At 60.4% G+C, this 24,228-nt stretch carries 5 protein-coding genes; all 5 read right to left on the minus strand.

Annotated features, from left to right (window positions below):
• Positions 1-5: 5 nt before the first annotated feature.
• From MLPF_RS12450 to fadD26, 5 genes are read right to left on the minus strand one after another with little or no spacing between them, the layout of a single operon-like run.
• Positions 6-5,468 (minus strand): type I polyketide synthase, encoded by a 5,463-nt coding sequence (locus MLPF_RS12450; RefSeq protein WP_045843761.1) that lies wholly within the window; start codon positions 5,466-5,468, stop codon positions 6-8.
• Positions 5,465-12,073, minus strand: a complete 6,609-nt coding sequence (locus tag MLPF_RS12455) for a type I polyketide synthase (protein WP_045843762.1) — start codon at positions 12,071-12,073, stop codon at positions 5,465-5,467. The genes MLPF_RS12450 and MLPF_RS12455 overlap by 4 nt, the downstream gene beginning before the upstream one ends.
• Positions 12,070-16,704 carry a type I polyketide synthase gene (locus MLPF_RS12460; RefSeq protein ID WP_237817210.1) on the minus strand — a complete coding sequence of 1,545 codons (4,635 nt, stop codon included), beginning with the start codon at positions 16,702-16,704 and terminating at the stop codon, positions 12,070-12,072. The genes MLPF_RS12455 and MLPF_RS12460 overlap by 4 nt, the downstream gene beginning before the upstream one ends.
• Positions 16,704-22,331 (minus strand): type I polyketide synthase, encoded by a 5,628-nt coding sequence (locus MLPF_RS12465; RefSeq protein ID WP_045843776.1) that lies wholly within the window; start codon positions 22,329-22,331, stop codon positions 16,704-16,706. Before MLPF_RS12465 ends, MLPF_RS12460 begins: the two co-directional genes overlap by 1 nt.
• A complete protein-coding gene (fadD26, locus tag MLPF_RS12470; RefSeq protein WP_045843777.1) occupies positions 22,328-24,079 on the minus strand; it encodes a long-chain-fatty-acid--AMP ligase FAAL26/FadD26 in 1,752 nt (583 codons plus the stop codon). Before fadD26 ends, MLPF_RS12465 begins: the two co-directional genes overlap by 4 nt.
• Positions 24,080-24,228: the final 149 nt, after the last annotated feature.

The raw sequence follows: 24,228 nt of genomic DNA on the forward strand, positions 1-24,228 counted from the left end.
TGGTTCTATCCTCCCTGTACGTCAGGTTTAGGTCGGCGCCGCATAACGGCTCCATGTCGCGCCGCCGCACGCTGTTGCGCGCGGTCGCGAACGGTATCAGCATTCTCGAGCGCCTGTTTTGGGCTCGCGAGCCCAAGCTGACACACAAGATCGGCGGTCAGGTCTTGCAAGGACGCGCCCTGCAAGATCAATGTCACCGGCGGCTCCACGCCAAAGTCCGCCCGTACACCGTTGCGGATCCGCACCGCCATCAGGGAGTCCAGCCCCAGCTCGGTCAACGGCACAGCAGGATTAACTGCTGATCGGTCAGCGTAGCCCATCACCGCCGCGATATGCGCGCACATCCGCTCGGTCACCACACGCTGGGCGTCTGCCGGATCGAGATCGGCAAGCGTGTCAGGCCCGGCCCAGTCACCCAGTTCACCCGCCACGTCCAGCTGCTCAACCACCCAGGTGAAGTAGCTGATGCTGCGCATCTCTGGAAATGCAACCAGAGCCTTATCGGCACGTAACCGGGCAACGCCCGTGCGAGTCCGGCCGGCAGCCAGTAGCGATTCGATAGCCTCGATCCCCTCTGCCGGAGTAATTGTATCAAGAACACTGCCTACCAAAGCCTGGGCGACGCCCACGTCTGACCAAGGACCCCAATTGATGACCGTCGCCGGCAAACCGGATGCCTTGCGCCAAGTGACCAAAGCGTCAAGCCATGCGCTGGCACATGCGTATGCCGCTTGTCCAGGCGAGCCCAAGAGCGAAGCAACAGACGAAAACCCCAACCACCAGTCGAGCTCACAGCTAACGCTGGCCTGGTGCATCCGCAGCGCACCAGTGGCCTTAGGCGCCCAAACTCGCTCCAAGTTTTCTCTGGTCATGGTGAACACCAGACTGTCTTCGATGACCGCCGCGCCGTGCACGATGCCGCGCAACTGACCGCCCGCTCGTCCTGCCGCCGCGACCAAACTCTCGGCCACACCTGGCGACGTCACATCGCCGCGCACAAGCACGATTTCAGCGCGAATTTCCAAGTCAGCCAGAGTTTTGCGCTGTTCCTCAGTGGGGTCGCTGCGGCTGCCCAGAACCACCCGGCCGGCACCACGATCTACCAGCCATCTGGTAACGACTAGGCCAAGGCCGCCGAGACCACCCGTCACAATGTATGCTGCTCCGGGGCGAACCACAGGATTGTCTTTGCCAGCATCAAATGTAGCCTTGCACAGCCGTTCGACGAATCTGCGTTGACCCCGCCACGCGATCACATCATCGCCACCGAACTCGCTCGCAGAATTTTGCAGTTCCGCGGTCAGCACCGCGATCTGATCTTCCGTGGCATCCAGATCGAGCAGGGTGGCGCGCAGGTCCGGATTCTCTAGGGCAAGCACTCGTACCAGGCCCTTCAAAGCGGCCGTCGCGGGAGTCCCCGGCTCGTCATCCTGAACAGAAAGACCACCACCGGTGATCAACCACAGCCGTGGCGATCGACCATGCCACGTGCTTACGATCGCACGAACGACAGCCGAAATCGACCACACCGAATCTCGCGCTTGCACCAGTCCGTCGTCCAGCCCGGTTGCCGCACCGCCGACGAAAATAACCACGCCAATAGGTGGGTGCTCTGGATCACCCGCCGTCTCCGCGAATGCGGCAAGCACCGCCGATTCATCGTAGAGATTGGCGGTGTGCACCCGCCGCATTGGTGAGCGCCATCCCGCGATGAATTCGTCTGTCAGGGATTTCATCGAAGGATTCCAGTCGGTAAGTACCAACCAACTTGCGCGCGCCGACTCGGTAACCGACTCCGACGCCCGCGAAGCCGTGATCGGGCTTTCGATCCACTCAGCGTCAAAGATCTTCTGCGCCAACGGTAAGGGCACCACACGGCGTTCAATGCGTCGCAAGTAAATACCATCCACTTCGGCTGCTACGTAACCAGCGTCGTCAATCAAGACGATCTTGCCCAACTTGCCGGTACCCCCGTCAAGGTTGGCCAAACGTGCCCGACACCGGGCGTGCCGACCGATGTCGCGGTATACGCGGATCGCCTCGAACGACACCGGAAGGTAGCTGGCTTCCGCCGACCCAGCGGCCTCACCGTCAGGTATTGCGACACCGAGGCTTTGCAGCGCCGCATCCAGCACAACGGGGTGGAGTCGATATCCGGGATGCCAGGGAGCCTCGTCAGGAAGAGTGATCTCGGTTTCCGCAGAACCGTCGGGCAACCGAGTTATCCGGGTCAATGCAGCAAACACCGGGCCATGGTGTTGACCGGTCTGCCGTAGCACGGCGTAAAAATCGGCTGGAGACACGGTTACCCCGTTCGAAGAACCGGGTGCTTGCTGATACGGTTGCGTGGCCTTGTGCGATACGTGCTCAACCTTGGCCGTGACGTGCCGAGAGAAATCACCGCGAGGTGAGCGAGAATAGACCTCGACCCGAAATTTGCTATCCCCGTGGTGGGTCAACTGCGTCGTCAGCGATGTGTGGTTGTCGAGAGGAAGCATTTGTTCGACCTCGAACTGGTTGATTACAACATCAGCCCCAGAAGCGCCAGCGGGTACACCGAGCGCTTCGCTGGCCGCCGCCACAACAATCTCAGCAAACGCAGCGGCCGGCATGATAGGCTGGTTGAACACCTTGTGGTCAGCTAACCAGGGGCATACGTCGGTTCCGACATCTGTCTGCCAGCCGTGGTCTCCGCTGCCAGGCATCTCGATGTGCACACCGAGCAGCGGATGGGTCACGGCCAGCTCCGACATCGCTGATCGATCCGCAACCCAGAATCGCGAGTGCTGCCACGGCGTGGGTGGCAGGTCCACCAATCGACCCTTGGTGCTGTCTGACCCGATCACTCCGACGGTGGCGAGTTGGGCGTGGAAAAACAGGGTCTGGTCGAGGTCGCGGTTCATCGCCGACGTGACAACATGGCCGCCGGTCTCACCGACGATGTCGGTGATGGCGTGTGTGAGTACGGGGTGGGGGCTGATCTCAACGAAAGAGTGGCAGGTACGACTGGACCCACCGACGCCGCTAACAGCCTGCGCGATGGCCTGGTGGAATCGCACCGGGTTGCGTAGATTAGCAGCCCAATAGTCGGCATCCATCACCGCCTGGGTGTGCTCATGAGTAGTGGTGATTATCGGGATGCTCGGCTTCTGCGGAACCAAATCCGCCAGTGCACTTCGCAACTCGGGGAGAATCGGATCGATGATCGAATGGTGCGAGGCTACCTCAACATCGACGCGACGCGCTAATCGATTCTGCTCCGCCACCGCCGAGATCACCGCATCCACCGACTCCGGCAAGCCGGCAATCACCGATTGACGCGGCGAAGCGTACACTGCCAGCGTCACCTGAGGATAGTCAGCAATCAGAGACTCGGCGGTGTCGGCGTCCAACTCGAGCAACGCCATCGCTCCCTGACCCGACAGCCTAGCCATCAACCGGGACCGGGTAGCTATCACCCGCAAGCCCTGCTCGGGTGTCAACGCGCCGGCTACCACTGCCGCGGACACCTCACCCATCGAGTGCCCAATCACGGCATCCGGCGTCACCCCGTAAGAACGCCACAACTCAGTGAGCGCCAACTGGATCCCCACCAGCACCGGCTGGATACGTCCGATACCTACCACCTCGTCGCCATAGGCGAGTGCCTGCTGCAGCGAAAAACCTACCTGAGCAACGAACGTGGGCTCCAGGTCAGCGACCGCCTTGGCGAACGCCGGCTCATCAACCAGCAGCTGCCTACCCATCCCGGCCCACTGCGAGCCCTGACCCGAATAAACAAAAACTCGACCGGGCCCAGCGGCATACTGATCACACCCCACCACTCCCACTCGTGATTGTCCGGCCGCCAGCGCCCGTAACCCCGCGACGGCATCTGCATGGTCACGCGCGAGCACAGTAGCCAATTTGGGGTGCCGGACTCGGTGCTGGTTCAGCGTGTACGCCACATCAGCGAGCGACGCCGCCGCGCCCGGTCCCGACATCCAGTCAGCCAACACTGCGGCTGCCGATGCCACCCGCATAGCCGTCTTGCCCGACACCACCAGAGCAGAAACATAATTCCTACCAACGGCTTCCGGCATAGCCATGTCTGGCGCCTGCTCAATCACCACATGCGCATTAGTCCCGCTGAGACCGAACGACGACACCGCTCCACGACGCGGACCTGGAACGGCCGGCCATGGCGTGCTCTCAGTAGGCACAAACAGCCGAGTCGTAGATGCGTCGATAGCCGGGTTCCAACGATTAAAGTGCACATTACGCGGGATGTACCCGCGCTGCAACGCCAGTACCGTCTTTATAAATCCGGCCACTCCGGCGGCGGCCTCTAGATGGCCGATATTGGTCTTGACCGACCCCAAAGCACACGAGACTTCACCGCGGCCGTAGGTGGCAGCCAGCGACTCGAACTCGATAGGGTCTCCCAACACTGTTCCGGTGCCATGTGTTTCGACATAGTTCACGCTGTCGGGAGTGACATCCGCGAGCCGCAAGGCAGTCGTGATAACGTCTCGCTGCGCCAGCGCGTTAGGTGCGGTCATGCCGTTAGACCGACCGTCTTGATTGGTCGCCGAACCGCGAACCACAGCCAGCACACGATCCTGGTCGCGCAGCGCGTCAGCTAGCCGTTTGAGCACCACCACTCCGCAACCTTCGCCACGCACGAATCCATCCGCGTTGGCGTCGAAGCTATTGCATCGCCCGGTCGGTGATAGCGCCGACCACTTGGACAACGCGATGGCAGTGAAGGGCGACAAGATGAGCTGCACACCGCCGGCCAGTGCCAAGTCACTCTCACGCAACCGTAAGCTCTGACACGCCAGGTGGATTGCCACCAACGACGACGAACACGCGGTATCCACGGCCACCGCCGGACCACGCAATCCCAACAGATACGAGATCCGTCCTACTGCCGCGCAATGCGGAGTTCCGGTGCTCAGGTAGGCGTCGATGTCGACTCTGCGCTCGATATTGACGATCGTGTAGTCCCACGAGGACAGCCCCATCATCACCGAAGTTCGGGTACCGTTCAGCGAATTCGGTGCAATGCCAGCGTGCTCAAGGGATTCCCAGGCAACCTCGAGCAGCATCCGATGCTGCGGATCCATCGCCACGGCTTCGCGAGGTGTGATACCGAAAAATTCAGCATCGAAAGCGTCAACGTCGGAAACGAAACCGCCCCATTTCGTCGTCATCCGCCCCGACGCCGACGGGTCGGGATCGTAGAACGCATCCGCATCCCATCGATCCGGCGGGACCTCGCTAATCGCGTCCCCGCCATCGACCAACAGTTGCCAAAAACTATCCGGCCCAGTTACATTCCCCGGGAAACGACACCCGATGCCCACCACCGCTATTGGCTCTGAAATGTCGGTTGGGAAAGCAGTCCCGGTACGGACAAGTTCGCGTGCCAGTGCCGAGCGTGCGTTCGGCGACAGTTGCGCCGCACGCTCTGCCAAGCTCGTCATGACTCGCCTCTCGTTGCGGCGGCTTCCAACTCGCTGGCCTCGACCAGATCAGAGAGCAGGTCCATTTCCGCTTTGGAGAGTTCCGCGTCCGTGTCGGTCGCCTCCTGCGCCTCGGCCGGTAACGCATAGTCCATTCGTTCGCATAGTGCGGCCGCAAGGTCAGCAGTTGTCGGATATGCCCATACCAATGCGACAGGCAACGTGATGCCCAAACTGGCTTCCAAGCGGTTTCGCAACTCCAAGCCCATCAAGGAATCAAGACCCAGCGTCTCCAGCGGCCGGTCGTGGTCGATTGGATCGCTCGAGCGCAGCACCGCGCGGATCTCGTCGGCGATCGCCGATGCGAGGCGTCCCGGGCGCTCGGCCGCGTCGAGAGCGTCCAGTTGCGCACGGATCTTGCCCACGCCGCGTCGCTCCCCGCTTTTCAGGGTTGCCGTGTCGTGCAAGTTTGCGAACAACGATGAACCCGCCACAGCCGGGAAAGATTGGAACCACTGCCGCGCATCGAGGCTGAACACACCAGTTTGCGCACGATCAGCGGCAAGCACCGTCTGCATCGCGGCCAACCCCTGCTCGGCGGTGAGCAAAGAGACACCGAGATCGGCGAAGAACTGGGCACGCCCCACCTCAGCCCATGGGCCCCAGTTGATTCCGACGGCAGGCAGTCCAAGCGAACGCCGATAGGCAACCAGGCCGTCGACCCACGCATTCGCGGCGGCGTACGCACCCTGCCCCGGTGTACCGAGCAGCGAGGAAGCCGAGGAGAAGGTCAGCCACCAATCGACTTCGAACGCAGCGGTAGCCTGATGCAGCCGCCAGCTGCCGGTGACTTTTGGAACGAACACCCGTCTCGCCGCAGAATCCGTCATGTTCAGCACGATCTCGTCAGCAAGAACCATGGCGCTGTGCAGGACTCCGGCCAGCCGGAAACCTGCACTTTGGACCGCATGCACCAGTCGGTCCGCCGTACCGGGTTCAGAGATGTCGCCCGTTACCACCTCAATCCGGTGGCCCGCTGCGGTCAAGTCCGCTATGGCCAACGTAACATCATCGCTGGGAGCCGAACGTCCGTTCAAGACAATCAATCCCGCGCCTTGCTCGGCCAACCACCGCGCGAAGACGAAACCGAGACCACCCATACCGCCAACGACCAGGTAACCGCCGTCTTGGCTGACCAATGGAACGGGTGGAGGGGAAGCGATCGCGTCGATGCTGCCCGCATGCGGTATTGATATGACGATCTTGCCGGTGTGCTTGCCGGATGCCATGAGCCGAAATGCGTCGGCCGCGTTATGCAGGCTGAATTCGGTGATAGGAAGCACCGGCAGTCCACCATCGGCCACGTGCGCCAAGATGTTTTGCAGCAGTTGACGATACCGCGCAGGATGCAGCTTCAGATTCAGATCAAGGTCTACCACGGAGAAGGACGCGCTTTTCGCCAGCGCAGCCAAGCCCAGGTTGGCATTATCGTAGACATCTTTCTTGCCGATTTCGATGAACCGTCCTCCGGGAGCAAGTATCTGCACTCCTCGCTGGATCGCTTTTCCTGCAAGAGAATTGAGAATAACATCAACGCCGTAACCGTCCGTGAGTTCGAGTATCTCGTCGGCGAAGTCCACACTTCGCGAGTCACCGACGTACTCGACACTGAGCTCGGACAGCATGTGTCGCTTAGCATCCGAGCCGGCTGTTGTGTAGATGCGGGCACCAAGCATCTTGGCGATCGAAACCGCAGCCATGCCGACACCACCAGTGGCGGAATGGATCAGCACACGTTCACCGGGGGACAGCCGCCCAACCTCACACAGGCAGTGCCAGGCGGTGAGGTACGCGACACCGAACGTGGCCGCCTCTTTATCAGATAGCGTGTCGGGGATTGGCACGACGAGATCGGAAATCGTACCCAGGTGTGTTCCGAATGTGCCAGGGCCAAAGGCGATAACACGCTGCCCAACCTCGACAGAGTCAACGTCGTCGCCGATGGCCGTCACGTAGCCGACGCACTCGCCACCGATCACCGGTTCGCTACCGTCGAGTCCCGGGTACACACCCATCGCCTTGAGCACATCACTGAAGTTGAGTCCCGCAGCGACGACACGAACCTCGACTTGATCGCCTTCCGGCTCGCCTCGCTTGACCTGATGCACCGTCAATGCGTCCAGTCGTCCGGGTTGATCGATCTGCAACCGGACAGCGCCTAAGCCACCCAGTTCTACGATCGTGCGGCGAGTTTCGCCTGCAAGTTCGCCCTTCGGTGTGATGGGCGCCGGCACCAACCGGTTGACATAGCGTTGTCCGCCCCGGTAGGCGACCTCGTCGTGGTCCGAGCCGGTAAGCAGCTCCTCGGTCAGGTCGGCAAGTGAGTCGGTGCCGTTAGCTTCAATGTCAAGCAGGGTCGCTCTGAGTTCCGAATGCTCGAAAGTCAGCACTCGGACGATTCCACGTAGCTCGGTCTGCGCCAACGTTACTGACTCGCCTGCGTCGAGCTGCTGCGCACCTCGGGTAACAATCCAAAGCCGTGGACTCTTGCGGGCACCCATTCGCGTCACTGCTTGGACCAAGCCGGCGATCTGGAGTGTGCGCGTCTGCGCTAGTTCCAGTTGAACATCATCAGGCAGCGACTCATCGTTCGCTCGCGGCGGATACACCACGACGATGCCATCCCAGCTGATGTCGGTTCGAGTGATCGCCGCCTGCAGCTTCGCGTCGTCGCTAACGGAGACGAACTCCACTGCTGCTGTCCCACTTTCGCTCAAGCGGGCGCGCAGTGACGACTGCAGAGCGGGTAACAGCGGGTCACCCGCGGTAACGTCCCCGATCAACAACAGGCCACCCTGCGCCGCAGATCTCGCAACCTCCTTATACAGCGGTGCGGGCTCCCACTCCAACGTGAATAGGCGATCGTTGAGTTCCGTTGCTTCGCTGCCGGCTCCAAGCACCGTCATCTGAACTTCGTCTATGACAAGTAGCGGTTGCCCGTCCGGATCAGTCAGGACGACTTCGCCGACCAGCCGATCCAAGCCCTCGGTTGCGGTCAGCAACCCGACCGCACAGACACCGCGAGTGATATCGCCGTACACATGCACGCCCGCAAAACGTACTGGCAGCACCAATGCTTTCCGGGCGGTCGACCCTCCGGCTAAGTCAGTCACCACCCGGGTAGCACCCAGTGTCTGTAACGCAATATCCATCATCACCGGATGCAACAAGAAGGCGCAAGAACCCATTCTCGCCGACGAAGGCAACCGCACCTCAGCGCGGGCGGCACCAGATTCTTCAACCGCAAGCCCGACGACCCCCTGAAACGCCGGACCGTGCTGTTGACCGGCGCTGCGCAGCCGCTGATACAAGTCGTCGGGGCCCAGTTCATCCACCACATCGGCCGGGGTTGCGGTGCGCCCCTGGCGATCCGACGGGTGCACTGACTCAGCACGTTCAACAGTGGCAGTGGCATGAGTGGTCCAACCCGAAAAGCCTTTCCGAGTGCGTATTTCGATCCGGCACCGCTGCTCGTCGCCGGTGAGCGTGGTGACGAGAACAGTGCCTTCGGTCACGTGCAAAACCTGATGAAGATCAAGCTCATAGATCATCCACGGCTGATCTTGTGCGACTCGCTCGTTTGGAAAGGTGTCCGTCGCGGCAGCCAGTGTGACCTCGGCGTAGGCTGCACCTGGCAGTACGCAAAGACCGTCAATAACGTGATCCCCCAGCCACAGCAGATCAGGGCTCAATTTGCTTTCCCATACCCTGGTGCCACTGGTGGGATCAGTGACACCAACGCCAAGCAACGGATGAGTGTCTGCCCTGTGGTATGCCGCCGACGTGGCACTGATCCAATGGCGAGTGTGCTGCCACGGGGTGGTGGGCAGCACCGGGTGCGGTTCGGGTGGGTGAGGAGTTCGGGGCGGGCGGCTGGTGTGCGTAGCGTTGAGGTTGGTGTGGAACTCGAGAGTGTCGTGGGCGTCGCGTTGTAGGGTGCCGATGCTCAAATATCCGGCAACGAAGGCACTTTCGTCGACTGTTCCGGCGGTGCTGCGCACAATATCACTGATCGCATGCGTGAGCAGGGGGTGTGCGCTGATCTCAATGAATGTATGATAGTCGCCGCCGACGTTGCTAATGGCGTGAGTGATGGCCTGCTGGAAGTGCACTGGGTTGCGCATGTTGGTGGCCCAGTGCTCGGCATCGAAGACGGGGGTGCTGTCAAAATCCTCGTATGTGGTAGAGATGATCGGAATGGTGGGTTGCTGCGGGGTGAGATCGGCTAGCTCCGAACGCATCTGAGGTTGCAGCGCATCCATAGCTGGATTGTGCGGTGCCACCTCGATGTTGACTCGGGTGGCGAAACCGTTCTGCTGGCGCACCTTGTCAATCAGAGCATCGATCATAGCCGTCGGTCCGGCAATCACGGTTTGGCGCGGGGAAGCATAGATCCCCAAGCTCACCTGCGGGCAGTCGGCGATCAACGCCTCAGTGGCCACGGCGTCGAGTTCGAGCAACGCCATTGTGCCCTGCCCAGACAACGGTGCCATTAGCCGCGACCTGGTCGCGGTGACCCGTAACCCCTGAGCAGGAGTCAGCGCCCCGGCCACTACCGCAGCAGCCACTTCGCCCATCGAGTGACCGATCACCACATCGGGTTCTATCCCATAGGAACGCCACAACTCGGTCAGCGCCAGCTGCATCCCCATCAGTCCCAGCTGAATCTGTTCGACGCCGACGAGCTCTTTGCCGCTGGCGATTACTTCATACAACGAAAAACCTTTTTGTGCAACAAATTCGGGCTCCAGCTTGGCAATAGCTTCGGCGAATGCCGGCTCGTCGGCCAACAGTTGGCGACCCATTCCGGGCCACTGCGATCCTCGTCCCGAATAGACGAACACGGTGCCCGGACCAACAACGCTGTCACAGGGGGCCACCACACCGGAGGTGGATTGACCCGCGGCCAGCGCACGCAACCCCGCCACCGCTTGGCCCCGGTCAACAGCCGCCACAGTGCCGAACTTGATGTGCCGGGCCCGGTGGTGGTTCAGGGTGTGCGCAACATCAGCCAGCGGCACCGCCGCTCCAGGGCCTTCCATCCAATCAGCCAGTACTGATGCTGTCGCAGCCACCCGCTGCACCGTCTTACCCGACACCACCAGCGTCGACACCGCTGGAACAAGGCGCAGCGCCGAACCAGGTGCCGGCACTGCCACCGGGTCTGGTGCCTGTTCAAGCACCACATGTGCATTCGTCCCGCTGACGCCGAACGACGACACCCCCGCCCGGCGAGGACGACCGGTAGTTGGCCATTCGAGGCCTTCGGACGCAATGTTTAGCCGCGATGCAGCCTCACTGGCGTATGTTGTCAACTGACGAAAGTTGAGGTGCCGCGGAATGAAACCACGTTGCACAGTCAGCACTGCCTTGATGAACCCCGCGATCCCGGCCGCCGCTTCCAGATGGCCGAGGTTAGTCTTCACCGACCCGATCACCAATGGAGCAGAGCCCTCCCGGCTCTCCCGACCGTTGAAAACCTTGCTCAGCGAATCGAGTTCGATTGGATCACCCAACGGCGTTCCCGTTCCATGGGCCTCGATGTAGTCAATGTCAGCAGCCGTCAACTTCGACGACGCTAACGCGGTGCGCAACAACTCCTGCTGCGCTGGCCCGTTGGGAACGGTCACTCCGCTGCTAGCGCCGTCCTGGTTGACTGCCGAACCACGCACTATGGCGAGGATGCGGTTGCCGTCGCGCACCGCGTCATCCAACCGCTTAAGCACCACCACTCCGGCACCCTCGCCACGCACATACCCGTCGGCGGACACATCGAAGGCCTTGCACTGCCCCTCCGGAGATAACATCCCCCAGCGCGAACATGCGATGCTCGGGCCCGGGCTAAGCAGCAGATTGGTTCCACCAACCAAAGCCCCGTCGCTTTCTCGGCGACGCAAGCTCTGACATGCCAGGTGCACCGCCACCAACGACGACGAGCAAGCGGTGTCGATGACCACCGCCGGTCCACGAACCCCAAGGATATACGCCAACCGTCCAGCAGCGAAGTTCGCCGAATTGCCAGTTGGTATGTAGGCGTCGAGATCTTCGGGCCGCAACCGGCCTGCCAACGTGAGCATGTAATCGTAAGCGGTGACACCGACGAATACCGAGGTTTGAGTCCCACGAATAGTGTGCGGCGCGACACCCGCGTCTTCCAACGCTTCCCAGGCAACCTCAATCAACAACCGCTGCTGTGGGTCCATTGCCGATGCTTCGCGCGGGGAGATTGAGAAGAACTCCGCATCGAACTCATCAGGCTGCCAGCCGGTAAGAAAACCACCTTCGGTGCTGCATATCGTGCCCGGCACGGTGTGATCGTCCGTGTAGTAAGCGTCGGCATCCCACCGGTCGGAAGGAACCCGAACGATGCCGCTTCGGCCATCGCACAACAGATCCCAGAACTGCTCGGGGTTGTTGACCCCACCCGGGAATCGGCACCCCATGCCGATCACCGCGATCGGTTCAGTGCTGGACTTTTCGGCGATTTCCAGGCGTGCGGTGAGATCATCGATCTTGTGCAACGCCTCAGTGATGATAGCCCGGCGATCAGGTGTCGCGGCGGTCATTGCGTTCCTCTTAGCCTTTCCGAAAGTTGATCCAACAACTCGGATTCAGTGAATTCGTCATATGCTTCGCCCGTTGTCAGCCCAGACGGTGCTTCTGGTTCCAGGAGTTCAGGCAGGATGGTGGCCAGATAATCGGTAAGACTGTACACGGTCGGGTAGTCAAAAACGACAGAAGCCGGCAGGAACTCGCCAAGGCTGTCCGACAAAGCTCGCTGCAGGGTCACGCTCATCAGCGAATCCATGCCGAGTTGGAAGAAGCCAGCCGACGGGTCGAGTGCTTCAGCGGGAAGCATCCCCATCGCCTTGGCGGCTAGGGCACTGACGTGGTCGAACAACATGTCGTGTCGACGTTCCGCCTGGCAGGTCCTTAGGGCTTTGCGGAATTCACTTTCCTGAATTGGTACCTCGCCCGGCGCGGGCAACAGGTCATCGACCATGCGTAACACCCCGCGTGTCCGGTATGCAGCGGCCAATATCGGCCAATTAGCCGCCGCCACAACCGAATACACTGGCGCTTCCGGATTCATCACCAACGGCAACGCCCCGATAGCTACGTCGTCAGTCATGGGTTGCAGGCCGGATTCAGCGCTTACCTGGGTCGCGTCTTGCTGCACGTCGGCCAGCGATTTCCACAAGCCCCAGGCCACGACAGTGGCCGGCAATCCGACCAGCCGCCGGGCGTAGCCCAGAATGTCCAGGAAGGTACTGGTCGCGGTGTAGTGCGCCAGCCATCGCGAGCCTATGAGACCTGAGATCGAAGAGAACAAAACAAAGTATTTTACAGGCTGTTTCAGCGACAAACGATGCAACAACGATGCGACGTCAAGTTTGGGTCGGAACATCGCGGCCACATCGTCATCGGTCATGTCGCTCAACAAGACCGGCTGGCCAGCAAAGGCCGCTAAGTAGATTCCCTCTAACGGAGGCAGATCCACTCCAAATCGATCGAACAACGCGGTCATCGCGGCGGGGTCGGTTGCATCCGCAGCAACCGAGATGAGGTTCGTCCCGGTTGCGGCGAGGCTCTTGTCCAATTCCACCAGCCGGGTGCTGGAACTGCGGGACACGGCGACGATCGTCGTGGCCCCCATCGCGGCGAGCTGACGGATCAGGTGCGGTCCGATATTTCCGGTGGCCCCGATGACGAGCTGGGTGGTAGCTTGCCCCGAACTCAGCTTCACCGGCGACACCGCGGATACAGTTCGCCTCTGCAGCCGTGGTGCGCGGCGTAGACACGCTCGGTAAACAACCTGGTCTTCTCGGTCTTTTTCGTCCTGGCCGGCGACTTCGTCCAATATGCACCGGGCAGCCAACTCGGGAGGCATCGACGCATCGAGATCGATGATATTACCCCAAATTTCGGGATGTTCCAGCGCCAATGTTCGGCCAAAGCCCCACAACACCGCGTGGGCGGGGTTGGCACGCTCACCTACTGCAACGGGTTGAGCATTACGAGTCACGACGACAAGTCTTGGTTTCGAAGTACCCATAACCATCGCGGCCGCCAACCGTCGCACCGCATGAAACAGCCGGTACCCGGACTCCGGATCGACGGGGTCAACAGATTCGGTCGAGACCGACGGCGCATAGAGTACGTTGTCCACACCCCGTAAAGCTTTATGCAGGTCGTCCAACGTGCTCACATCATGATCAAGCACCGAGGGGGCGAGGCACTCGACCCGGGATGCAGGATCAGCCAATACCACCAACCGGGCCAGTTCGTCCGACAGTCCGGCATCGGACACCACCAGCCACGAGCCGTTGCTGGCCCACGTCGCACCAGGCTCACTTGTCAAGGGGCGAGCGGGCCAATCAAGCTGGTAGATCCAGCCATCGAGTTCCGTGTTTCCAATTCCGGTCGCGTACGTCATAACCCTGTTGCGGTCGAGAGGTTGCAGCGCGGTCGTGCTTGCCAGCAGTGTGGTGATCCAGTGACGGGTGTGCTGCCAGGGAGTGCTGGGGATAGTTACGTGTGGTTCCGCAGGATGAGGGGTGTGTGGTGGGTGGGCGGTGTGGACGCTGTTGAGGTTGGTGTGGAAGGTGATGGTGTCATCGGTGTCGCGTTGCAAGGTCCCGATGCTGATGTACCGGGTGCCGTGCTGGGTGCAGTGCAGGGTGTCAGTAATGGCTTGGGTTAGCAGCGGGTGTGCACTGATTTCGATGAAGGTGCCGTGGTCAGTTCCAGCAGTCATGATCGCCTGCTGGAAATGCACTGGGTTGCGCATGTTGGTGGCCCAGTGCTGGGCATCGAACACCGGGCACGAGCCGAGGTCAGCGTAGGTGGTGGAAAGAATCGGAATCGCTGGAGTTCGTGGGGCCAAATCGGCGAGCTCGGAACGCATCTGCGGCTGCAGCGCATCCATCGCTGGATTGTGCGGGGCGACTTCAATATTGACCCGACTGGCAAACCGATTCTGCGCACGCACCTGGTCAATCAACTCATCGATCTGTTCAGTGGGCCCAGCGATCACCGTTTGGCGCGGAGAATTGTAAATACCCAACGTCACCTGAGAATAATCGACGATCAACGCCTCCGTCTCGGCAGCGTCGAGTTCGAGCAGGGCCATGCCTCCCTTCCCGGACAGCGGAGCCATCAGCCGCGACCGAGTGGCTGTCACCCGCAGCCCCTCGGCGGCGGTAAGCGCCCCAGCCACCACGGCGGCGGCCACCTCACCCATCGAATGCCCGATCACCAAATCGGGTTGCACCCCATAGGAACGCCACAACTCGGTCAGTGTCAGCTGCATGCCGATTAAACCCAGCTGGATCTGCTCGATACCAACCAGTTCCTTGCCATTAGCGAGCACATCGTGCAATGAGAAACCGGCGTGGACAACAAACATCGGTTCCAAATCGGCAACCGCAGCCGCGAAAGCCGGTTCATCGGCCAGCAATTGACGCCCCATCCCCGACCACTGCGAACCACGCCCCGAGTACACAAACACCGTCCCCAACCCCGGCTTACCATCCTGCGGCCCGACCACACCGGGCGCCTGTTTGCCGGCGGCCAACGCCCGCAATCCAGCCACCGCCTGGATCCGATCACGGGCAACCACGGTGCCAAACTTGGCGTGCCGCGACCGGTGATGATTCAATGTGTGGGCCACATCAGCCAACGCCACTTCAGCACCGGGCCCGTCAATCCAATCGGCCAGCATCTTTGCCATCGCTGCCACCCGCTGCGCGGTCTTACCCGTCACCACCAACGTCGACACCGCAGTGTTGGAACTGCATTCGGTCACCGATGTCAGCTCGGGACCCTGCTCAATGACCACATGCGCGTTCGTCCCACCCAAGCCAAACGATGACACCGCCGCGCGCCGCGGCCCTGCCTGACCTGCCGAGGTCGGCCACGAGGATTGCTCGGTGGGGACGAAGAACCTAGTCGATGCAGCGTCGATGGCGGGATTCCATTGCGAAAAGTGCAGATTCGGCGGAATCTGGCCATGCTGCACCGCCAGCACTGCTTTGATGAAGCCCGCGATGCCCGCAGCTGCTTCCAAGTGACCCAGGTTGGTCTTGACAGCCCCCAGCGCACATGCGCTCTCACCGCGGCCATATGTGGCCGCCAGGGCCTCGAATTCGATCGGGTCCCCCAACACTGTGCCGGTACCATGGGATTCAACGTAGTTCACGCTTTCGGGCGCGACGTCGCCAGCACGCAAGGCGTCGGTGATCACATCACACTGCGCCGCCGTATTCGGAGCTGTAACGCCGTTGGAGCGGCCATCCTGATTGACAGCAGAACCGCGCACCACCGCCAACACCATGTCACCGTCACAAACCGCATCGGTCAACCGTTTAAGCACCACTACGCCAGCACCCTCACCGCGCACAAACCCGTCAGCGGCTGCATCGAACGCCGCACATCTGCCCTGCGGAGACAACAATCCCCATGCAGAAATTGCGATTTGCGTCTCTGGGCGCAGCGTGATGCTCACTCCGCCGGCGAGGGCCAGATCGGTTTCGCGTAGCCGTAAACTCTGGCAGGCCAGGTGCACCGCCACCAGCGACGACGAGCACGCCGTATCAACCGCCACCGATGGACCACGCAGCCCCAACAGATAGGAGATTCGGCCGACAGTGATGCTGTGAGCGTTTCCGGTTCCGCTGTAGGCGTCTACATTCTCCAGACTGGCGGCCAACATGGATTGGTATTCGTTGAAGTAGACACCAATCATCACGCCGGTTCGGCTGTTGCCTAGGGAATCCGTTGGGATTCCAGCATTTTCGAGAGCTTCCCAGGCAACCTCGAGTAGTATCCTCTGCTGCGGGTCCATCGCTGCAGCTTCGCGTGGAGTGATACCGAAGAATTCCGCGTCGAAGCCCGCGATGTCGGGGATGAAACCGCCCCATTTCGTGGTCATCCGCCCCGGCGTCAACGGGTCGGGGTCATAAAGCGCATCCGCGTCCCAACGATCAGGTGGCACTCTCGAGATTGCGTTGCGGCCGTCGATCAGCAGATCCCAGAAGCTGTCCGGCCCCGTCACATCCCCAGGAAAACGGCAACCGATCCCCACTATCGCAATGGGCTCTGCCACCGCAATCCGAGAGAGCTTGGTGAATTCTTCGACAAGAGCAGCGCGCTGTTGCGCGGTCATGCCAGAAATTCGACTGAAAGCGGTCTTCATTACACCAACCCCTCGGCCTCAGTCGAGGTCGATTCGATGCGGTCGAAGAGACTGTCCAATACGCCTCCTGCCGAGGCGGATAAGGCGGACATCTCGTCTCCTTGCGAATCGTACTGCGGTGCGACAACTTTTGTCAGATACGCGGCTAGTAAAGCAATGGTTGGGTGGTTGAACAGCATAATGGCCGACAGCTCTATCCCAATGAACTGCTCGGCTTCACGCCGAATTGCCATTGCCATAAGGGAGTTGAGCCCAAGTTCGGCAAATGGTCGGTCGGTGTCCAACTCCGCCTCAGCCACCCGGAGCTCTGCGGCGATGATGGTCCGTAAACCACTTTCAAGCTCCTTCCGTACCTCGGCGGCCTCCATCTGCGACCAATTTCGTTTCGGAACTAGATCGCTGTCCCCGGCAGTCGATCCGGCGGACCCATAGGACCTAGGGACTGGCAGCACAACCACCTGTGCAAAGTCATAGGCATCGACGTACTCCCATGCGGTGAAAGCCTCCGAGGGCGTGATGTCACGCGACCCCATTCGCTGTAACTCGTCACTGACAATCTGCGCATCAGCGGCGAATCCAAGCCCGCGCCAGGCTACCCAATCGAAGCTCATAGTGTGACAGCCCTGTTGGCGACGCGCACGAGCCAACGCGTCCAGGTAGGAATTGGCGGCAGCGTAAGAGCCCTGACCCGGGATACCGAATATTCCTGCGGCCGAAGCGGTCAAGTAGAAGAAGTCCACGCTGCCAGGTGGAAAGACCTCGTGCAGCACCTGGCAGCCGGCGATCTTAGGCCACATAACCTGACGAACCGGATCGTCGGTCATGTTGGTCACTAGTTGGTCATTCGTAACGCCTGCCGCATGAATGATCCCCCGGATCGGCGCGGCACCGTCACGGTCACGCTTGGCCAACAAGGCCTGCACATCGTCGTGGCGTCCGACATCAACCGCAACGGCTTCGACTGTCACTCCACGCATCTCCAGGGCGCAAATCGCATCGATTTTTTGACGCAGTCCGGCGTTGAGAGTGTCGAGTTCCCAGTCCCTTCTTGGCGGTAACGGTGTACGGCCCATCAACACCAGTCGACGAGCACCGTGGTCAGCGAGCCAATCGGCCATCAGCAGACCAAGTGCGCCCATTCCACCGGTGATGAGATAGGCCCCATCGGACTTGCATTGCAAAGATTTGCGCACCGGCTCACTTTGGATCGGCACCAACGTCGGGGCACGCACGACGCCGTCACGTAATACGAGGATCGACCTAGTTGGTGTTTGAACCAGACTGGCAAGCGTCGGCCCAGATTGGTCGAGAATGTCGTCACGATCGGCTCCAAGCTCATTAGCCGCAAGATCGACGAGTCCACCCCACAGCTCAGGATGCTCCGCGGCGATGACGCCCGCAAAACCCCACAAAAAGCTCTGGCGTAACGCGGACGAGGCTACCGATTCGTGAACTCCGCGTGTGACGATCCACAGTGTTGCAGGCTTGCCCGGCTCCCGCTTCGCCAAAGCCCTCACCAAACCGCTGATCTCGGCAGTGATTCGCACGGCAAAGTCGACGTCGGTCTCGGAAGTGGTTGCCGGGTGGGAATCGGCGACGTAAACGACGTAACGTACATCAGACACCCCATCCGCTGACGTAACCAGCGTGTAGCCCGCCTCCTTGAGGCGCACGCCAAGCGCAGCGCCGTCATCGCCGATTACCGCGACGGATCCCGCACCGGCTACCGGGGTGGTGGAGCAAGCCAGATCAGTCCGCGGTTGCCAGTCGATCGTATGTACAAAATCCTTGGCATCTGTACCGGCATCCGCATGGGATTCAAAGAAAACAGCCGAACCCGGGTGTTGCGCGTTGTCAAAGTCTAGCGCCCGATACCGAAGTGACCGCATCAACGCCCACGGCACCCCACTGCCGTCGGCGACAGTGACATCGACAGTGATCCCGTCGTAGTCGCGAGCGGTGCGATTCAGCATCACCGAACCACATGGTCCTGTAGCGGTGTCGCCTAACCACACCTGCTTAATGCTTGCCGGCACGTAAAGCTGCGTTTCGGTCATGTCCTCCAGCACGGGGACAAGAATTGCGGCGTCGAGTAGCGGCGCGACAGCCCCATCGGGAAGGGTATCGGGAAACTCGATCTCGACCTTGCGACTAGTTGACTGCCGCGTCTTTTGCGCCCAGGACTTGACGGACCACTCGAAAGGCAGGCCGTCGACCCCACGCAACGCGAGCAGCGTGACTACGTCGGGAATCGGGTCTGAAATCACTTCAAGATGACCGTTAATCTGATCCGGATGGTGCGATGGAACCGTGGAACGCATCGATGCTGAAGAAAGCTGCGCGGTCACATGCCGCGTCCACCGATTCTGGGAAGTTTCGGTGACAGGACTTGAGGCCAGGCTGACCGATTGGTTATCGACGACAACCTGAATCAAACGAGGTCGATTAGCGAAAATGGGTTGCTCGAATCGGACCTCGGATAGCGTCGAATATCCCAATTCTGCTGCAGCGCAAAGGATTGTGCGCAGTACAATAGAAGCAGGTACCACCTCAACACCATGGAATCGATGCCAGCCCCGATAGGGTTTGGCCTGCGGCGCCAGCCGCGCCTGCCACAAGTGAATGGGCAAACTGCCGAAGACCGCGGTATGTTGGCCAAGTAGTGTGCCCACCTGAGGAGCCAATCCAACAGAGTTGACCGAACGTTTCCGAGTGATCCAGTGACGGGTGTGCTGCCAGGGAGTGCTGGGGATAGTTACGTGTGGTTCCGCAGGATGAGGGGTGTGTGGTGGGTGGGCGGTGTGGACGCTGTTGAGGTTGGTGTGGAAGGTGATGGTGTCATCGGTGTCGCGTTGCAAGGTCCCGATGCTGATGTACCGGGTGCCGTGCTGGGTGCAGTGCAGGGTGTCAGTAATGGCTTGGGTTAGCAGCGGGTGTGCACTGATTTCGATGAAGGTGCCGTGGTCAGTTCCAGCAGTCATGATCGCCTGCTGGAAATGCACTGGGTTGCGCATGTTGGTGGCCCAGTGCTGGGCATCGAACACCGGGCACGAGCCGAGGTCAGCGTAGGTGGTGGAAAGAATCGGAATCGCTGGAGTTCGTGGGGCCAAATCGGCGAGCTCGGAACGCATCTGCGGCTGCAGCGCATCCATCGCTGGATTGTGCGGGGCGACTTCAATATTGACCCGACTGGCAAACCGATTCTGCGCACGCACCTGGTCAATCAACTCATCGATCTGTTCAGTGGGCCCAGCGATCACCGTTTGGCGCGGAGAATTGTAAATACCCAACGTCACCTGAGAATAATCGACGATCAACGCCTCCGTCTCGGCAGCGTCGAGTTCGAGCAGGGCCATGCCTCCCTTCCCGGACAGCGGAGCCATCAGCCGCGACCGAGTGGCTGTCACCCGCAGCCCCTCGGCGGCGGTAAGCGCCCCAGCCACCACGGCGGCGGCCACCTCACCCATCGAATGCCCGATCACCAAATCGGGTTGCACCCCATAGGAACGCCACAACTCGGTCAGTGTCAGCTGCATGCCGATTAAACCCAGCTGGATCTGCTCGATACCAACCAGTTCCTTGCCATTAGCGAGCACATCGTGCAATGAGAAACCGGCGTGGACAACAAACATCGGTTCCAAATCGGCAACCGCAGCCGCGAAAGCCGGTTCATCGGCCAGCAATTGACGCCCCATCCCCGACCACTGCGAACCACGCCCCGAGTACACAAACACCGTCCCCAACCCCGGCTTACCATCCTGCGGCCCGACCACACCGGGCGCCTGTTTGCCGGCGGCCAACGCCCGCAATCCAGCCACCGCCTGGATCCGATCACGGGCAACCACGGTGCCAAACTTGGCGTGCCGCGACCGGTGATGATTCAATGTGTGGGCCACATCAGCCAACGCCACTTCAGCACCGGGCCCGTCAATCCAATCGGCCAGCATCTTTGCCATCGCTGCCACCCGCTGCGCGGTCTTACCCGTCACCACCAACGTCGACACCGCAGTGTTGGAACTGCATTCGGTCACCGATGTCAGCTCGGGACCCTGCTCAATGACCACATGCGCGTTCGTCCCACCCAAGCCAAACGATGACACCGCCGCGCGCCGCGGATGCCCTGTATCTGGCCATTCCATCTGCTTATCAACAACTTTCATCCGCAACTCGCCAAAGGGAATATGCGGGTTCGGGCTTTCAAAGTGCAGATTCGGCGGAATCTGGCCATGCTGCACCGCCAGCACTGCTTTGATGAAGCCCGCGATGCCCGCAGCTGCTTCCAAGTGACCCAGGTTGGTCTTGACAGCCCCAATGAGTAGCGGAGAATCCTCGGCACGTCCCCGACCCAGCACCGCGCCCAAGGCGCGCGCTTCGATCGGGTCCCCCAACAGAGTCCCAGTCCCGTGAGTTTCGACGTAGTCAATGGCAGTCGGTGGCATTCCTGCGTTGGCATACGCGGTGCGAAGAACCGCTACTTGGGCCGCCGGGTTGGGAGCCATCAGCCCGTTGGAGCGGCCATCCTGGTTGACAGCAGAACCCCGGATAATGGCAAGCACCCGATCACCGTCGCGCTGCGCATCGGTCAACCGTTTAAGCACCACTACGCCAGCACCCTCACCGCGCACAAACCCGTCAGCGGCCGCATCGAAAGCGCGGCAACGACCGGTCGGCGACAACGCCCCGACCTGATCGAAGCCACGAAATATCGCCGGGGACAACAGCAAATTCACGGCTGCCGCAATGGCCAGGTTGGAATCCGCGGTCCGTAAACTCTGGCAGGCCAGGTGCACCGCCACCAGCGACGACGAGCACGCCGTATCAACCGCCACCGATGGACCACGTAAGTCGAGGAAATACGAAAGGCGATTCGCGATGATGCTCATCGCGCCACCCGTGTTACTCCAGCCGTCCACTTGCGGGAGATCGGTGGAAGCGATGGCGCCATATTCGCTCAGGCATGATCCGGCGAATACTCCTGTCTGCGAACGACGCAGCGAGTTGGATGAAATTCCCGCGTGCTCCAACGCCTCCCAAGCCACTTCCAGCAAAAGGCGCTGCTGCGGATCCATCTTGTCGGCTTCGCTGGGTGAGATCTCGAAAAATTCCGAGTCAAAGGCGTCAATGTCCTCTAAGAATGAGCCCCACCGCGTGGTACGGGCGAGCAGTGTCTTTACTTCCGGCGAGCCGTCGTCGAAGAGCTCCCACCGTTCGTTGGGAACCTGCCCTATCGAGGAACGACGGTCACACAGAAACTGCCACAACGCTTCTGGACCAGATATCCCCCCTGGGAAACGACACCCCATCCCGATGACAGCTATCGGCTCCTCGAGTGCACCCTGGACCGAGCGCCTCAGCGTCAATTCCGATTCGGGGTCAGGGGCGGGAGCAATGAGATAGGTGGCCAACGCGTTGATCGTCGGATGCTCCCAGAAGTCGATCGGGGATACGGTCTTACCCAACAAATCGGTCAATTCCCCGGACAGCACGACTGCATCGCGAGAGCTCAGACCTAAGTCGGCCAGTGATAGATCGAGATCGACCTCATTCGGTGCACAGCCGATATTCGTCACCAGGTAGTTGACTAGCCAGTGGCAAAGATCGGCTTCGTCACCAATGCGCACCGTCATACCGTCACGTCCAGCCGTTTGAATCCGTCGCTGCGATAACGTTCAACACAGGATGAACGTCGGACCTTGCCGCTTGTGGTGATTGGGATCGAGCCCGGTGACACCAGAACGAGGTCGGCCACATGCAAGCTATGTAACTTCGATATAGCGGATGTGACTTCACGCTTCACCGAATGGACTTTGTGCATTTGATCTTCTGCGGACGCTCCGTGTTGCTTGAATTCAATGATCGCCACCAGCTGCTCGGTGAGGTCATCCGGCACAGTGATCGCCGCGACCCGACCTCCGGTGATCTCCTGGATCGTCGCCTCGATGTCGTCCGGATAGTGGTTGCGACCATCGACAATGAGCAGGTCTTTGATGCGGCCCATGATGAATAGTTCACCGTCGGAGATAACACCCAGATCTCCGGTCCGCAGCCACGGACCTTCCGAAGTGTCGGGCGCGGGGTTAACGATCTTTGCATTGAACGTTCGTGCAGTCTGCTCGGGCTTCCGCCAATATCCCATGGCAACATGGTCGCCCTGTACCCAGATCTCCCCAACCGTTCCAGCCGGGTTCTCGATCATGCTCTCTGGATCGACGATTCGCACAGCCGATGCGTCAGGGGAGCCGTAGCTAATGAGTTCGGTCGCAACATTCCCTTCGACTCGACGGGCCTTGGCCTGACTGGCCGTCAGGTATTCGTAGTCAAAACGAACCGCCTTAGGCGCGGTGCCGGGTTCCGGAGTCGCCACGTACACAGTAGCTTCCGCAAGCCCATACGAGGGTCGTACCACCGTGGGGTTGAGATTGAACCGAGCGAAGCGCTCGGTGAAACGTTTCACCGTTGCGATATGGACTCGTTCGCTGCCGCTGATGATTCCGGCCACGTCGCCGAGGTCGAGCCCGGTCATGTCGTCGTCGGACGTTCTACGCACGGCCAACTCAAAGGCAAAATTCGGTGCTGCAGAAAAGCAAGCTCGGGTAGTTGCGAGAAGTTGCATCCAACAAGCGGGGCGCCGCAAAAACGACATAGGGCTCAACAACACCGCACTTCGCCCCACGACCATTGGCGTAAAAATCCCAAGAATCAACCCCATGTCGTGAAAAAGGGGAAGCCATGACACCGCGGTCATTGTCAGAGCTTTTGCGGCATCGCCGAGATAGTCGTTCAGGCCCTGCTTAACGTTAGCGATAACATTTTTATGCGATACCATAACACCGGCTGGCGTGCGTGTCGAACCGGACGTGTATTGGAGGTAAGCCGGGTTGGTAGAAAGCTGGGGGACCTCTTGAAGCTGGAGTGACGCGTTCAAATCAAGCAAATCAATCTCAATTACAGACGGAGCGTTCCACCCATCTTGTTCACATACATATTTCGCCACGTCACTAACGACGGACGAAGTCGTAAGAATAACGACCGGTTGGGAATCCCGGAGCACCGCCGAAACGCGTTCGTCGTGAATCGCATACTGCGGTGGCGAAAGAGGTACCGCTATACATCCAGCCTGGAGAGCCCCTAAGAACGCGATAATGTATTCCAGTCCCTGTGGAGCCAAAATTGCGACTCGGTCACCGGGCACACCACACAATTTGAGTTCTTCAGCAATGACGCATGCACGCACGTAAACCTGGGACCACGTCAAACTCTCAACAAAACCCTTCGGGTCTGACCCGTAATCGATGTATGTGTAGGCGGTAGTGTCAGCCTGCTGATCCGCCCGTTCTTTCAGCAAAGCGGGGACGGAATAGTTGGTTGCGACCATACCACACCTTACCTTCCACCTTCCGTTCGGTTTTGACAGCTCATTTGGCCTAACCGCGTTCATGATGTAGCTGAACTGTGCTACCCCCCGATGGATCACATAGCTCGACTTCCCGACGCTGGGAAACTACGCGAGCGGAGCTGACCAGG

The sequence above is a fragment of the Mycobacterium lepromatosis genome (assembly GCF_000975265.2).
In the GTDB taxonomy this organism is placed as follows: domain Bacteria; phylum Actinomycetota; class Actinomycetes; order Mycobacteriales; family Mycobacteriaceae; genus Mycobacterium; species Mycobacterium lepromatosis.

Excerpts from the sequence above, each read along its gene's own strand:
- MLPF_RS12455 (WP_045843762.1), bottom strand. The coding sequence starts at position 12,073 with ATGACCGCCGCGACACCTGATCGCCGGGCTATCATCACTGAGGCGTTG.
- MLPF_RS12450 (WP_045843761.1), bottom strand. The coding sequence starts at position 5,468 with ATGACGAGCTTGGCAGAGCGTGCGGCGCAACTGTCGCCGAACGCACGC.
- fadD26 (WP_045843777.1), bottom strand. The coding sequence starts at position 24,079 with ATGGTCGCAACCAACTATTCCGTCCCCGCTTTGCTGAAAGAACGGGCG.
- MLPF_RS12460 (WP_237817210.1), bottom strand. The coding sequence starts at position 16,704 with ATGAAGACCGCTTTCAGTCGAATTTCTGGCATGACCGCGCAACAGCGC.
- MLPF_RS12465 (WP_045843776.1), bottom strand. The coding sequence starts at position 22,331 with ATGACGGTGCGCATTGGTGACGAAGCCGATCTTTGCCACTGGCTAGTC.